The 14835-nt window shown below is 35.1% G+C and carries 18 protein-coding genes and 2 pseudogenes; 7 read left to right on the forward strand and 13 right to left on the reverse strand.

The features are described 5' to 3' along the window. Nucleotides 1-61: 61 nt before the first annotated feature. The 6 genes from DN408_RS02245 to DN408_RS02270 all read right to left on the reverse strand — a co-directional run bounded on the left by DN408_RS02245 (nucleotide 62) and on the right by DN408_RS02270 (nucleotide 3635). On the reverse strand, nucleotides 62-1075 hold the full coding sequence (locus tag DN408_RS02245) for an anti sigma factor C-terminal domain-containing protein (RefSeq protein ID WP_078177714.1): 1014 nt from the start codon (nucleotides 1073-1075) through the stop codon (nucleotides 62-64). Continuing rightward, nucleotides 1056-1565 carry an RNA polymerase sigma factor gene (locus DN408_RS02250; RefSeq protein ID WP_002129374.1) on the reverse strand — a complete coding sequence of 170 codons (510 nt, stop codon included), beginning with the start codon at nucleotides 1563-1565 and terminating at the stop codon, nucleotides 1056-1058. Before DN408_RS02250 ends, DN408_RS02245 begins: the two co-directional genes overlap by 20 nt. 124 nt (nucleotides 1566-1689) lie before the next feature. After that, nucleotides 1690-2034, reverse strand: coding sequence for a DUF6176 family protein (locus DN408_RS02255; protein ID WP_016120886.1), 345 nt, complete (start codon nucleotides 2032-2034; stop codon nucleotides 1690-1692). Nucleotides 2035-2037: 3 nt separating this feature from the next. After that, nucleotides 2038-2832: a GNAT family N-acetyltransferase gene (locus DN408_RS02260; RefSeq protein ID WP_002129377.1), complete on the reverse strand. Its 795-nt coding sequence runs from the start codon at nucleotides 2830-2832 to the stop codon at nucleotides 2038-2040. Continuing rightward, complete coding sequence (locus DN408_RS02265) at nucleotides 2829-3161, reverse strand: cupin domain-containing protein (protein WP_016127529.1); 333 nt, start codon at nucleotides 3159-3161, stop codon at nucleotides 2829-2831. Before DN408_RS02265 ends, DN408_RS02260 begins: the two co-directional genes overlap by 4 nt. Nucleotides 3162-3206: 45 nt before the next feature. Then, complete coding sequence (locus DN408_RS02270; protein WP_016127530.1) at nucleotides 3207-3635, reverse strand: hypothetical protein; 429 nt, start codon at nucleotides 3633-3635, stop codon at nucleotides 3207-3209. Between the two features lie 131 nt (nucleotides 3636-3766). On the opposite strand from DN408_RS02270, the gene DN408_RS02275 reads away from it, so the two are divergent. Continuing rightward, on the forward strand, nucleotides 3767-4030 hold the full coding sequence (locus DN408_RS02275; protein WP_002003636.1) for a helix-turn-helix transcriptional regulator: 264 nt from the start codon (nucleotides 3767-3769) through the stop codon (nucleotides 4028-4030). Then, complete coding sequence (locus DN408_RS02280; protein ID WP_016127532.1) at nucleotides 4027-4452, forward strand: hypothetical protein; 426 nt, start codon at nucleotides 4027-4029, stop codon at nucleotides 4450-4452. The genes DN408_RS02275 and DN408_RS02280 overlap by 4 nt, the downstream gene beginning before the upstream one ends. Nucleotides 4453-4503: 51 nt before the next feature. Here the strand turns inward: DN408_RS02280 and ald are convergent, their stop codons facing one another. Next, nucleotides 4504-5637: an alanine dehydrogenase gene (gene ald, locus DN408_RS02285; RefSeq protein ID WP_002015529.1), complete on the reverse strand. Its 1134-nt coding sequence runs from the start codon at nucleotides 5635-5637 to the stop codon at nucleotides 4504-4506. A 214-nt stretch (nucleotides 5638-5851) separates the two neighbouring features. Further along, nucleotides 5852-6643: an SDR family oxidoreductase gene (locus DN408_RS02290; protein ID WP_002034312.1), complete on the reverse strand. Its 792-nt coding sequence runs from the start codon at nucleotides 6641-6643 to the stop codon at nucleotides 5852-5854. Nucleotides 6644-6790: 147 nt separating this feature from the next. Between DN408_RS02290 and DN408_RS02295 the strand changes: the two genes are divergently transcribed. Then, nucleotides 6791-7249, forward strand: a complete 459-nt coding sequence (locus DN408_RS02295) for a universal stress protein (RefSeq protein WP_001066676.1) — start codon at nucleotides 6791-6793, stop codon at nucleotides 7247-7249. A gap of 43 nt (nucleotides 7250-7292) precedes the next feature. Here DN408_RS02295 and DN408_RS02300 read toward each other — a convergent pair. Further along, nucleotides 7293-7984, reverse strand: a pseudogene (locus DN408_RS02300) (hypothetical protein). 225 nt (nucleotides 7985-8209) lie between these two features. Here DN408_RS02300 and DN408_RS02305 point away from each other — a divergent pair. Together DN408_RS02305 and DN408_RS02310 are read left to right on the forward strand one after the other, a co-directional pair. Further along, nucleotides 8210-8389 (forward strand): hypothetical protein, encoded by a 180-nt coding sequence (locus DN408_RS02305; RefSeq protein WP_002129390.1) that lies wholly within the window; start codon nucleotides 8210-8212, stop codon nucleotides 8387-8389. A 98-nt stretch (nucleotides 8390-8487) separates the two neighbouring features. Further along, nucleotides 8488-9054 (forward strand): DinB family protein, encoded by a 567-nt coding sequence (locus DN408_RS02310; RefSeq protein ID WP_078177715.1) that lies wholly within the window; start codon nucleotides 8488-8490, stop codon nucleotides 9052-9054. Between the two features lie 58 nt (nucleotides 9055-9112). Here the strand turns inward: DN408_RS02310 and argH are convergent, their stop codons facing one another. Continuing rightward, nucleotides 9113-10501 carry an argininosuccinate lyase gene (argH, locus tag DN408_RS02315; RefSeq protein WP_002143374.1) on the reverse strand — a complete coding sequence of 463 codons (1389 nt, stop codon included), beginning with the start codon at nucleotides 10499-10501 and terminating at the stop codon, nucleotides 9113-9115. Then, nucleotides 10498-11704: pseudogene (locus DN408_RS02320) on the reverse strand (argininosuccinate synthase). Before DN408_RS02320 ends, argH begins: the two are co-directional and overlap by 4 nt. Nucleotides 11705-11871: 167 nt before the next feature. Here DN408_RS02320 and DN408_RS02325 point away from each other — a divergent pair. Further along, on the forward strand, nucleotides 11872-12189 hold the full coding sequence (locus DN408_RS02325) for a hypothetical protein (protein WP_002129395.1): 318 nt from the start codon (nucleotides 11872-11874) through the stop codon (nucleotides 12187-12189). 28 nt (nucleotides 12190-12217) lie between these two features. Here DN408_RS02325 and DN408_RS02330 read toward each other — a convergent pair whose 3' ends face one another. Further along, nucleotides 12218-12412: a hypothetical protein gene (locus tag DN408_RS02330; protein WP_002034321.1), complete on the reverse strand. Its 195-nt coding sequence runs from the start codon at nucleotides 12410-12412 to the stop codon at nucleotides 12218-12220. 857 nt (nucleotides 12413-13269) lie between these two features. On the opposite strand from DN408_RS02330, the gene DN408_RS02335 reads away from it, so the two are divergent. Further along, a complete protein-coding gene (locus tag DN408_RS02335) occupies nucleotides 13270-13932 on the forward strand; it encodes a YitT family protein (RefSeq protein ID WP_002015542.1) in 663 nt (220 codons plus the stop codon). Nucleotides 13933-13963: 31 nt separating this feature from the next. Here DN408_RS02335 and DN408_RS02340 read toward each other — a convergent pair whose 3' ends face one another. Then, nucleotides 13964-14797, reverse strand: coding sequence for an EcsC family protein (locus DN408_RS02340; RefSeq protein ID WP_002129397.1), 834 nt, complete (start codon nucleotides 14795-14797; stop codon nucleotides 13964-13966). Nucleotides 14798-14835 lie beyond the last annotated feature (38 nt).

The raw sequence follows: 14835 nt of genomic DNA on the forward strand, positions 1-14835 counted from the left end.
AAGCCTCCTTTTCCCATATTATAACATAAATTTTCTGATTATTTACATTAATTAACTGTAATTAATATTTCTCCACTGTTACACCTCTAACAGCCGCTTTAATATATGGGGCTCCTTGTAAACCTTGTAAATCCTCTGCTTTCCCTGTTACAACTACACCGTATATTGGTAGGTCTTTTGGTTTGATGTTTTTTATTTCTTTATAATATTGTTCAAAATAATCACTTGGTATACCCTCACTATTTTTTGCTAAATACTTCATTTGGTATAGAAACTCTTTTGAGTTTATTGTTATATCGTTTTTCATATCTTCTTTCACTTTTGAATAACTTCCTTCAAATCCAAAAACATTTTTTGCCATTTCCGCATTTAATATCGCACCATCTTTAGGATCTTTTAACCCTACATAAAAATCGCTTTTCTTTTCATTATATGTATCTACCCAAAACCAAACTGGCTGTACACTTTTGGGAAGCATCTCAGTAATTTGTTCAGCTGTATACGATTTATCAAAAGATAAGGCTACTTCTGCAACTTTATTTTGCAAATCCCCAATATTTTTCAGATCATCCACATAATTTTTATAAGTAACGAAAGGTAAATAAAACCTCATTTCTCTTTGCATTGTTTGTACATTATAATCTGGTATGGTAACAGCCCCTCCCCCCCTTTTCTCTTCATCTAAACTAACAAGTTCACCATTATAGTGCTTCATACTATAATTCCATATACCTGATTCGTATATATCATTTATCCATTTTACTGGTTGACCAGCTATATTTTTATACGAGTTATATATTACCGTACTCCCTGTAACACCGAGACTTAAATACATACTTCCACTAAAACGAATATTAGGGCCTTGAACCCTATGTAGTGCATTCATTTCTCTTTCCATTTTTCTAAACGTTTGCTGAGAAAAATAAGCTGCCCCCAAAAACAAACTTACTATAACAATAATGGACGCACAAATAGAAATAAGCCAATTTCTCCAAAGCTGCTTCCTCTTCGCCCTCTTCATCAAAGTCTTCATCTGCTTATCATCCATATTCAAATCAAAGTCCTTCCGACTCATCGTTTCTCCTCCTATACAATTTTTTAAATTGATTTCTTGCACGGTACAAACTTGTTTTCACTGTTTCTTCTTTCATACTTAATAAAATGGCAATTTCCTTATAGGATAGTTCATATTCATATTTCAACAGTAAAATATGGCGATAATCCTCCGTCATCGTCTCCAATATTTCTTGTACCTCGCCTTGTAGTTCACTTGTTAAAAGCACCTCATCTAATGACTTTTGACCAATAAGAACGACGGATTCAATCGCAATGGGACTTAGTCTTTTTTCTTTCCGGTGTAAATCTCGGTGCTGATTGATCGCCACTCTAAAGAGCCACGGTGTTAAATGCTCTAACGGTATTTCCCCCATAAGCAATAAAGATTTATATAACGTGTCTTGCACAATATCTTCCGCTTCTTTTCTATCTGCTCCAATCTTAATTAAGTATCCAAACACAGCTTTTGATTTCTCTATTAATAATGATTCAAACGTATCATGGTTCATCTAGCTCTCCTTTCTATATACTCAACGTTTGAGAGCACAAAATGTATACAGCTTTTCTTAAAAAAATTTTCCACAATAAAAAGCACATCTATTTTGATGTGCTTCTCCCCAAAATACTACTCTATTATTTCATCGCTTCTTTCACAACATCTTGAATCATAACGACTTCCGTCTTCAGATCGACAGCCAGTGCTTCTTCATCAATACATTCATACCAAAACGCTAAGTGCTTTTTATCAATTGCATGATGAGAATTTTCGACATGAGCCCCGCCTTCTCCTTGCACAGAATACCAATATAAGTACTCTTCTCCATCTCTTATTTCCCGGAAAATTGTCTCTACATACATCTTTTCGTCGTTTAATGTCAAAAGCACTTCTTTCATATTATCATTAAGAAGCTGCATCCATTCATCTACGCGATGACTTTTACCTGGCTTGACTTTGAATCTTGTTAATTCTACGTTCATCTTTTATTCCCCCATTTTCTTGCGGACAAACAAAACATATTCTACTGGATTATGGAAGCTTAATTTACTAGCTAATTTTTGCGAGGGAATATTATCTACATTACAATCCCAGCATGGTGTAATATGATTTTGTATACACTGTTCAATGAAACGTGTTGCGACAGCTTGAGCTAACCCTTTCCCTTGATGTGCTTCATGTGTTGCAATATCAATTTCAGCAAAACCATTCCCTCTAAATATTGAGACGCATTCGGCTACAATCATCCCATCTTGTTCTATACAAAAACCAAAGCCGTTATTTAAAAACACTTCTTTTGATCCCCAATATTCTTTATAATAATCCTCTGTAAATTCATTACTTCGTTCTATATCACTTTTATCAATACGTTTAATTTCATATGTATTTTTATTTAATTCTATTTTTCTATCTTCAAAAACTTCTCTTTGAAATTGAAATGTCATTCGTGGGATGTTCCGAAATGCATTACTAAAACGCTCTTCTAACATCATTTCCCACTCGTCACTCGAAGTGAACAATGTAAATCTCTTCTCTGTTTTTTCAATAGCCATTTTTAAATATGCAAATAAATATTCGTTATAATTTTGATCATCCGTATCACCAAATAAATAATAGATACCATTAGCTGTACGAATTAGTCCTGCTGTTAACTTCTCGTTTGCAAAAACTTCACCATCTATCATTTGATCACATACCGCATGAGCAAAGGTTGTTGTCCTTGTATGACCTTCTAAAATCGGAAGGATTTTTCTATACTGGGCTACAGATAATTTTTTCATAATTGCTCCACTTTAATCGTATCAGCCTCTATATTTTCAAAACAAAGATTTACCGTTCTCCTTAATGCTCTCGTTCTATGAATTGTGCATGCTGGAATTAAGATGGAATCGTTCGGTTTTAAAATTGCTGTCTCCCCATCTTGAAAATCAATAAGTAATTCTCCCTCTAATACAATGAATAATTCGTCCGAATTAGAATGATAGTGCCAATCATATTCACCAGTAAATACGGCGATTCGTAAGCAATGATTATTTATATTTGAAACAACAAAGTTTTTGTGTTGATCTTGAATACCCTTTGTTAATTCTATTAAGTTCACAGTTTCCATCTTTCGTCCCATCCTTTCATTAGTCGTTCTTCTGAAAAAACTAACTTAGTCGCCACCGCCTCCGCAGTCACCTCCACCATCACTTGAGCTGCTACAATCGTTGCTACTATAGTCACCAAATCCACTTGATGAGCTTGAAGCATAGGAAGATTTTTTTCTCTTTTTTCTTTTCCTATCACTCTTACTTTCATGACTAGGCCATACTGTATCAAAAAATATAACGAATAAGACTAATTCTATTGCAACAAGGATAAATACTAAAATACTCTCAATAATATTAGGAGTTATCTCAAAACTGTAAAACACTCCAAATGAATACATACACAAAATTACATACAGAGCCATACAAATATACCGAAATGTTTTTTCTATCATAATGACTACTTTTTGTGAAAAAGGTATGTTCTGTTCCTGTTTTTTCTTTATGTACTTTTGTCTTTTAGCTTGTTTTTGCTTCCTCTTTTTGCTTCCCATTGAATCTCCTCTTTTGACTTTCATTTTTCACTCAATTCCAAATTATCACAAAAAATAACATTATAACAAGCTATATTTCACGTAAAGTTTTATTTACTTTTTGTAAAGTTTTATTTACTTTTTACCTATAAATGGATATTATAAATGTAACAAATTTACAAAAAGGAGACTTTGTGTATTTGATTAAAAATAAAGTGAAACAATTCCGCGTCGTTAGAGACATCACCCAAGAGCAATTAGCCTCCTCTGTTCAAATCACTAGACAATCCCTCATCGCTATCGAGAAGAATAAATACAACCCAAGTTTAGAATTAGCATTGAAATTATGTGAGTTTTTCAACTGTAAAGTAGAAGATTTATTTCAATTAGATAAAACTGGGGAGGAAAAAGAATGAAAAATACTTTTAATCAAGAATTCATTTCACATCTTACCATTTTAGTGTTAGGATCGACTTTTCTTTATTTCAATAGTAGTGATGAAGAAAAGATTCGTTCCGTCCTTCTATTCGCTGGCGTATACATACTCTTAGACTTGGTACTATTAGTAGTGAAACGAATATTCTTTAAGAACAAAAAGAAAGAGTCCGAGAAATACCCATTACCTGAGACAGATGAAAGAATTGAAAAAATGGGCTTAAAATTTATGGCGCAAATTTTCGGTCTTTCTCATTTAATTGGCTCTGCGATACTATTTGTTTTATATATCACTAACGAAAATTCGACGATACGAGTAGAGTATGCCCTGTATTACTTGTTTGGAATTCTTTTCTTCACAATGATGTTCGGCTTGAAAATTGTGAAGAAATTAGATAATTAGTTTAAACAAAAAGACCCTTCCTACAAAGGAAAGGTCTTTATTTTATTTCTATTATGATAAAGCAGGAGCTTTTTCAAGAAGCTCTTTTGCATCTGCATATTGTAAGCTGTGCGCTTCTGCAACTGCTTCGAATGTTACGTATCCATCTAATGTGTTAATACCTTTTAATAATGCAGTGTTGCCTAGGCAAGCTTCTTTGTAGCCTTTGTTAGCAATTTGTACTGCATATGGTACTGTTACGTTTGTTAATGCAAGAGTTGATGTACGTGGAACCGCACCTGGCATATTTGCAACTGCATAATGAACAACACCATGTTTCTCATAAGTTGGGTTGTCGTGAGTTGTAATACGGTCAGTTGTTTCGAAAATACCACCTTGGTCAATCGCGATATCTACAACGACAGAACCTGGTTCCATTGATTGAATCATTTCTTCTGTTACAAGTTTTGGCGCTTTTGCACCTGGGATTAATACTGCACCGATTACAAGATCAGATTCTCTTACAGCTTCTGCAATGTTATACGGGTTAGACATTAACGTTTTTACTTGGTTTCCGAAAATGTCATCTAATTGACGAAGACGTTCTGCACTTAAGTCGATGATTGTTACATCTGCACCTAAACCTACTGCAATTTTCGCTGCGTTTGTACCAGCTTGACCACCGCCGATAATTGTTACTTTACCGCGTTTCACCCCTGGAACACCTGCAAGTAAAATACCTTTACCACCTTTGTTTTTCTCAAGGAACTGTGCACCGATTTGCGCAGACATACGACCAGCTACTTCACTCATAGGTGCAAGTAATGGTAAAGAACGATTGTCTAATTGTACTGTTTCGTATGCAATTGATACCACTTTGTTATCAATTAATGCTTTCGTTAATTCTGGCTCTGGAGCTAAGTGTAAGTATGTGAATAAAATTAAACCTTCGCGGAAATAACCGTATTCACTTTCAACTGGCTCTTTTACCTTCATAACCATATCTTGATTCCATGCTTCTTCAGCAGTTTCAACAAGTTTCGCACCAGCTTGTACGTATTCTTCATCTGTAAAGCCTGATCCTACACCTGATCCTTTTTGAACAAAAACTTCATGACCATTTTGTACTAAATGTACAGCTCCCGCTGGCGTCATTGCCACGCGGTTTTCATTGTTTTTAATTTCTGTTGGAATACCGATACGCATTATTAGTTCCCCCTTGAGTTATGAAATGACCCCTGAATCATTTTTTAAAGCGCTTTCTATACTCTTATATTCTAACATAATATCTCAATATTTGACAAAAAAATAATACAAGTTTTCCGATAGATTTAATCTTACATGAAAGGACAGTATTATCCGTACCTCTCAGTATAAAGGATAAACTGTCCAATTATTCGAAACGTCACTTTATTTAATTCTATCGATGTCTATGAATAACATCAACAGCGCCTGTTACTTCAATAATTGTGCCAGTAATCATATCAGAATCGTCCTCACATAAAAACGAAATGGTTCTTGCGATATCTTCCCCTGTTCCAGATCTACCAATTGGTGTGTTACTACCTTTCAGATTTCGTGCTTCTTCAATCGTTGCCTCTTTCATTTCACCAATTATATCACCAGGACATACCATATTCGCAGTAATACCGTATTCAGCTTCTTCGTATGCGACTGTTTTCGTTAAAGAAACAAGTCCGACTTTCGCAGCTGCAAAGGCTGAACGATAAATCCATCCAGGCGCGCTATCTGCCCCTTGAAATCCATAGTTAATAATACGGCCAAATTGCTGGTTTCTCATAATCGGTACGACAAGTTTTAATAAATGAAACACCGCTGTTAAATTACCCTGGATCATTTCATTCCATTCGTCTTCTTCGTAATCGACTAATTTTTTCCTTTCAAATACGTAAGGACCAGCATTATTAATTAAGAAGTCAATTTTGCCAAAACGGCTCATCGCTTCTTCTACTATTTTATGTAAATCTTCCTTTTTCGTGACATCAGCTTGCACGAACTGTAGACGTTCTTCCATATTTTTATATGTTTCTTTCATTGTTTCCATAGCACTTGTATCGCTATGGTATGTTACTGTTACTGAATATCCTTTAGCCAATAACTTTTCTGTTACTTGCTTTCCTAAACCTTTCGTACCGGCTGTAATGAGCGCGTGTCTCACAAACATGCCTCCTTTTAAATTGCTATACTCCATATGTAACAAGTTCTCGCTTCAATTACAACTAAAATGAATTAAGGCAAAGTTTTCAAAATTCTGTAACGTTTCCAACAAGCACATTACCAAAATTTGTTTTATAATAAAGTTGTAAACGGTAATAAAAATGATTGGGAGGAATTTACTATGAATAATACATATACAAATATTTTAATTGCGGTGGACGGTTCTAAAGAAGCAGAAAAAGCCTTTAAAAAAGCAATTCAAGTTGCAAAACGAAACAACGCAACATTAACAATTGCTCATATCGTTGATGTAAAAGCATACTCAGCAGTAGAGGCTTATAGCCGCGCAATTGCTGAACGTGCAAATCTATTTGCAGAAGACTTATTAGAAGACTACAAAAAAACTGCGCTTGAAGCTGGTCTTGAAAAAGTGGAAACTGTATTAGAATTTGGTAATCCTAAATCTAAAATTTCAAAAGAAATCGCTCCAAACCATAAAGTAGATTTAATTATGTGTGGTGCAACTGGTTTAAATGCTGTAGAACGTTTCCTAATTGGTAGCGTCTCTGAACATATTATTCGCTATGCGAAATGCGATGTCCTTGTTGTTCGTGGTGACGAGGAGCAAGGTGATCTTTAATTTATAATAAAAAAACACCAAGTCCACATGGGCTTGGTGTTTTTCATTTCACATATTTCACTACAAATACGAGACAAGCTAGAACAACAATGACAACTGCAAACACATAAGGCGGAAGGAACTTCAAAGACCATAACGCCATCATTAACGTCGCAACCGTTAAGTACGTTTGTTTTGCATCTTCTGTCATTTTTTTGCGAAGTAAAAAAACATACAAATAACCAATTGGCGGCGTAATAAAACAAAGAACATATATGATTTTAGATTTTAAATACCACTTGTGTTCTCCAAGTTTCTTTATGTCTTCTTCTATTCTCTTACTCTCTTGTTCTCTCGCTTTTCTTTCATATAAGGAAGAAAGTGCATGAAAAAATAACATGTAAATATAATTGCCCAAAATTCAATATCCAATCTTTCTAGTGGAATATGCTCACTAAAAAATGCAGCAGCAATCACTAAAGAAAAACAATACGTCATCATCCAAAATGAACGTTTTCTCTTTTTCCGTTCTATTTCTTTTTTATCTTTTACTTCTTGTACTTTCTTTTTTCTAGAAAGCCATACAGAAATACAGCAATCTACTACAAATAAAGTAAAGATAAAGATTGCTATATGCATTGTTGTTACATTCTCAAATGAAAATACTTCTGGGAATGCAACGTGTAATACAATTAGCGTGTACAAAATTAACCCTACAAAATAAAGTGAAACTTTAATCAGTGGGGTTTTGTTCATCCCCCACTGATTATTAGTTGAACCAATCGGGCTTTTACGGGCAGTTGATCCCCCACCTAACTTCTTTGCTTTCGCTGAATTTTGAGGTGGGGGTCTTACTGCCCGTTAATGCGGGATAAATACGTCTCATCTTCCATTCCTTTCTCATTTCCTAACATTAGGTTAACATACATTTTTTAGAAATAGACGGACAAAATATATGTGTTTAGAAAAGGAGGATGCTACATGGATGATTATGAACGCATTATTTTAGATGTGAATGGGAAAGAAATCGAAATGTTAGATATGATTCGCGAGCATTTTAAAGAAAAACATGGTGTTGAACTAAGTCACGGTGCATTACTTAGAGATTTAATGGATATTGAATACATTCGAATTACAGAAGATCGCCACAAGTATGATTAATCAATGAAGCTTTAAGCCTAGAACATATTGTTCTAGGCTTAATTACATCTATACGAAAAATGTTATAATTAGGAAAAAAACGCAGAGGATACCAGAATATGAAATCTGAAAATATCTCAAAACATTTTCACACATTACATGTGCAAAGAAACCAGTTCCTTCCTGAGCTTCATTCACTTTCACAAGAACAACTATGGCATAGAAAAGAGGACGGAAAATGGTCTATTGGAGAGCACTTTTATCACTTATATTTAATTACAAGGATGCTAAAAGTAGCGATTAAATTCTCTTTCACTCTTATCCCTTATGCCAAACTAAGAAAAAACGCCCCATTCGCAACTGAAATTCATGACATTTATGCCGAATACAAGGAGAAGCATGGCAGAGGAATGAAAGCACCTTGGATTTTAATCCCTTCAAAAAAAGTTTATGATTCTATGAATGTAACAGAATTAGAAGACTTACTTTCACGTGAAACAGATGAAATAAAAAAACTAGTTCAAAATACAGAAGAAAATATTGCAGGACATATCGTATTTTTAGATCCGATTGCTCACTACCCTAACCTTATTCAATCTATTCAACTATTAGCGATTCATGAGAAGCATCATTTTATGATTATGAAACATAATTATGAAATGATAGATACATACCTAAAAATCTAAATACAAAAAGGTAAGGTACTTTCTAAAAAAGAACCTTACCTTCTATATCATATATCATTTAACTTCCAACAAACTCTATTGCTAACCCCTTCGCTTTCTCCAAAGCTTTTTCAATTTGCTCAAACCCTGTCCCACCAGCACTGTTACGGCGCTTTACAGCTGCATAAGGTGAAAGAACTTCATATAAATCTTCTTCAAATAACGGACTCATTTCTTTATACGTTTCAAGTGGTACATCTAATAAATAGATTCCTTTTTGCGTACAATGAAGAACTAGTTTCCCGACAATTTCATGAGCTTGACGGAACGGCAGTCCCTTGCTTGCTAAATAGTCGGCAATTTCTGTTGCGTTAGAGAAGTCTTGCGTCACAGCTTGCCCCATTTTTTCTTTGTTTACAGTCATCGTTTCAAGCATGCCTGCCATAATATGAAGGCATCCTTCTACTGTTTTCACTGTATCAAACATTCCTTCTTTATCTTCTTGTAAGTCTTTATTGTAAGCGAGCGGCAATCCTTTCATTACTGTAAGTAAACTGAATAAATTACCGTATACTCTGCCCGTTTTACCACGAATAAGTTCCGCCATATCCGGATTTTTCTTCTGCGGCATAATACTGCTTCCTGTTGCGTATTGATCGCTCATTTCAATAAATTGAAATTCTTGGCTACTCCATAAAATAAGTTCTTCGCAAAAGCGTGATAAGTGCATCATAAGCATAGATGAGTTACTTAAAAACTCTAATATGAAATCACGATCGCTTACCGCATCTAAACTATTTTCATAGATTCCATTAAATCCGAGAAGCTCCGCACTATATTCTCGGTCAATCGGGAATGTTGTACCAGCTAGTGCTCCTGCTCCTAATGGTGAAATGTTAATACGCTTTAACGAATCTTCATAACGATTCACATCGCGCTCTAACATCCAAAAGTAAGCAAGAATATGATGCGCAAATGAAATCGGCTGTGCACGTTGCAAGTGCGTATAGCCGGGCATAATTGTTTCAATGTTATTTTCCGCTTGATGAACAAGAACAGTTTGCAATTGTTTTGTAGCTTTTATAATATCTTCTACTTTTTCTTTTAAATACAAATGCATATCTGTCGCTACTTGATCGTTACGGCTTCGGCCTGTATGAAGTTTCCCTCCTACTTCACCGATTCTTTCAATTAACATCTTTTCAATATTTAAATGAATGTCCTCAGCCTCGACTGAGAAATTCAATTTATTTTGTTTCGCTTCCTCTAGTAAATATTGAAGCCCTATCTTTATTTTCTCTGCTTCTTCTTTCGTAACAATGCCTTGCTTTGCTAACATCGTTACATGTGCGATACTCCCTTTTATATCTTGATTTACTAATTGTTGATCAAAGGAGATGGATGCTCCAAACTCTTCAACCCACGCTTCCGCTTCTTCTGTAAAACGTCCGCCCCAAAGTTTGCTCACGCTTCCACCTTCTTTTGATTCACTTGACTGTATACTTTCGTAGGTAAACCGAATAATGAAATGAATCCAACTGCTGCATCATGATTAAATTCATCCTGGGCAGTATACGTTGCTAATTTTTCATCGTATAAAGAGTACTCAGATTTACGCCCTTCTACAATCGCATGACCTTTAAATAATTTCACACGTACTGTACCTGTTACATTTTTTTGCGTTTCTTGTAAGAAAGCATTGAGCGCTTGTTTTAAAGGTGAGAACCATAAACCGTTATAAATTAATTCTGTTAGTTTTTGCTCAATCATCGGTTTGAAATGAGCGACCTCTTTCACAAGTGTTAAATCTTCAAGTTCTTTATGCGCTGTTATTAATGTCATTGCTGCTGGGCATTCATATACTTCACGAGATTTAATACCGACAAGGCGATTTTCTACATGGTCGATACGTCCCACGCCATGTTTTCCAGCAAGTGCATTTAACGTTTTAATTAGTTCTGAGAGTGGGTATGCAGTGCCGTTTAAAGTCGTCGGTACCCCTGCTTCAAATCCGATTTCTACAAACTCTGGTTTATTCGGTGTATCTTCTAATGCCAACGTCATCTCGTATGCCGTCTTCTGGCGGCGCTGCCCATGGATCTTCTAAAATTCCACATTCGTTGCTGCGTCCCCATAAGTTTTGATCGATTGAAAACGGGCTATCTAAATTAATTGGAATCGGTATATCATTTTCTTTTGCATATGCAATTTCTTCTTCACGTGACCATTTCCATTCACGTACGGGCGCAATAACTTCTAAATATGGATTCAACGCTTGAATAGAAACTTCAAAACGAACTTGGTCATTCCCTTTTCCTGTACATCCATGTGCAACTGCACTTGCGCCTTCCTGCTCTGCAATTTCTACTAATTTTTTTGCAATAAGCGGACGAGATAATGCAGAGACAAGAGGATATTTCCCTTCGTATAACGTGTGAGCTTGCATCGCTATCAATGCATATTCATTCGCATATTCTTCTTGAACATCAATCATATATGATTTAATTGCACCTACTGAAAGTGCTTTTTCTTTTACAAACGCTAAGTCTTTACCTTCCCCTAGATCTAAGCAAAGCGCGATAATATCATAATTTTTCTCTTGTAACCATTTAATTGCAACGGAAGTATCAAGACCTCCGGAATATGCTAATACAACTTTTTTCTTCTCCATTTTGCATCCCCCTAAAGAATAAATATTCATTTTTTCTTATAATAATCCAAACTTTATCACCTTTCATAAAATGAATCAAGGGGAATTTATAAATTTTTTTCAAACAATTCCGTCGAACTTCTTTCTTTTTTTATGTAAAATAGAGGAAGGGAAATGGAGGGGTGTCTATGAAAAAGTATTTTATATACAATGAACATCTAGGAATTGAAGTACCGAACATACAAGAAAAATGGGAAGACATCTCTGAACAAGCGCAGCATTCTATTTTATTAAAATGGGAGCAAGTTCGCGGAAAAATACCTGATCGCATAAAGGAACTTGAGCACCATATTAACGCTAAACAACACCACTTAAATAACGAAGAAGACTTTGGAATTTCTTGCAAGCTAAATTCAGAAATTGCCGATCTTGCTTCAATTATTAACGATCTTTGGCTTTGGTATCGTCTAACCCAAAACGTATCTGAGGGAAAAGCACACCAATGAAAAAAGCATGCCCCTCAATTAATTTGGGTCATGCTTTTTTGTCGTAACAAGCTTTGCAATATATTTCTTGCGCCGTTTTTGCTAAACATACATCAAACGGGCCTACTAATATACTTCTTTCTTTCGGCAACTTTACAAAAGCAACTAGCTCTTCTTCATATTGAATCTTTTTCTGACATGAAACACATTTTAATTCTTTTCTTTTAAACATGTCTTTTAGCATATCTCCATTCTCCCCCTCATCTATCTATATTAATATACTCTCATAATAGTTAGAGCTTGTAAAAAAATGACACATTCCGAAACAAATTATTCATATACTATGTACAAAAGGAGGTCTCAAACTTATGCGAGCTTTCATTATTATCGCTTTAACTTTTTTAAGTATCATTAGCTGGGATGCATTTTTTAAAGATAAAAGTGATGAGAACAATACAATTGAATAAAAACCCTTCTTTTCTTACTTATTGGACAAACTTCTAAAAGTTGTCCAGTTCTACGAAATAACTTAGGCTTTTCTACAAAAATATTTAAACATAACATTTTTTGTAGATTCCCTCCGGTTATTGTCGGTTTCCATCCGCATGTATTTTTTGAAAGTATGATATAATAATATAAATCTTGAAGGAAGGGATTTTGATATCATGATCGCTCGAAGGAGCATGTGGCATCGTATTGACGAATCATACACGTAGCGTATTTTTTAGCTCAGATACTTTAGTCTAGCAAAAAAAAATACGAGAGTGGGGAAATTATGATTGCCCGAAGGATAATTTGGCAAAAAAAAGACTCTTCTTACACATAGCGTTTTGTTTAGGACTTAATTGTTACTAGCTAAACAAAACAAAGAAGAGCAGGATTGCTAAATGAAGAATCCTACTCCCCGTTTTGTTTAGTCGCTTTAAGACTTAAACTAAAACGAAGGTAGGGAGAATTGATGGACGAGAGGATTATTCGTTATTTCTTCAGCGACATATAGCGTAGTTAGTTTTTTTCGTAAACTAACTGAAAGCTACATGTGAGCTCGTAGTTAGTTTACAACACCAAAAGGACTACTAACTACGGAAAGAAGGAATAACGATGAGGAACATCCAAAGTCGACAAATTATTAAAGAAGTTTTTATGGTTTTAATCGGTTCATTTATATTAGCAGCAGCGCTATATCACATTCACTTCCAAAACCACTTAACAGAAGGTGGCTTTGTAGGTATTGCACTATTTATCCAAAATTTTTATGATATTTCACCATCTATTTCAACTGTAGTAATGGATATCCCTATTATTTTACTATGTGCTTCATTTTTAGGTAGAAAAATGGTTGGCTATTCATTCTTAGGTTCACTTTCATTTGGAGTATTTTATTCCCTTATGGAAAATTATTCTCCTTTTACGGTAGATTTATCAAATAATTTATTTGTAGCTGCAGTAGTTGGCGGTGCGTTAGCTGGTATTGGACTCGGTTTTATATTGCGATTTGGCGGTGCAACCGGTGGAGACGATATTTTAACAATTATATTAAGTAAACGAACTCGGTTTACAATTGGGCAAATTTTCTTCGTCTTTGACGCGATTGTTCTTGCGCTTTCATTATATTATTTAAATTGGACAGAAATTGCTTTTACTATTCTTTCGATTGCCGTACAGGCAAAAACATTGGATTTAATTTACTATCCAAAAACAGAAAAGAAAGCAGCAAAGCAACCCGTTTCTATTCCAATATCCAAAAAACATGCGACAAACTAAAAAGCGAAAGGCTTCGGCCTCTCGCTTTTTTTCATGCTCTCTTTTCTTTTTCTAATATGTAGCGTACTTGATAAAACTTATTTGCAAATTCAGTAACATTCCTCGTTAAGCGATAGTTCACTGTAGAGCCAATCGCCATTCCGAGTACAGGAATGCCTTGGAATACTTTACGACGAAGAGCATAAATCGAAAACGTCTTCAAAATTTGTTTTAACACAACCTCAGTAGAAGCTGGCTTTAATACTGCTTCGTCTCCTTCATAGAAGAATGAATCCTCTTGTTCGAGTTCTCTCAGTAAATTGTACCATGCATATTGCTGAAGTCTCGCCGGCAATAATGCTGCATGGAATACTTTTAACGCAAGCATCATTTCATACGGCTTGTTCACATCATGCCCAAATGATGTCGCAACAAGTTGGACAGCCTTCACATTTAACGCAATCATAACCGGAAAATCAGCCGTTAATAATAATAAACCACCAGCACCTGTTGCTCCGCCTTGTACGAATGAATATAGACGATGACGTGCTGTTTGCTGCTCTGCTATGTATGTTAATTGATCAATAGATAACGCCTTCAAATCTTCAAGTTGCTCAATCGATTCATCAAATAATCTCGACGTTCCTAAAATACGATTACGTGCATCTAGCTGTGATTGTGAACTTTGAATAAGCGCATGCAAATGAAAGAGCCATCCATCTGCTTTCGTAAAAAAGTCTTTTCGTTTTTTCTCAGGCAGTTTCGCAATTGTCGTATGCAACCACTTATCAAACATCTTTTGAAAATCGGTCGCTTCTTGCTCTACTAATTGCCCTTCCCACTCTTTTATATTGTCTAAAATGGCTTGTTCTCGCTTCGATCGCATCGTAACAACCACCTCGTTCGATTTTTTTCTATTGTAAC

The organism is Bacillus sp. AR13-1 (genome assembly GCF_008042285.1).
GTDB lineage: Bacteria > Bacillota > Bacilli > Bacillales > Bacillaceae_G > Bacillus_A > Bacillus_A mycoides.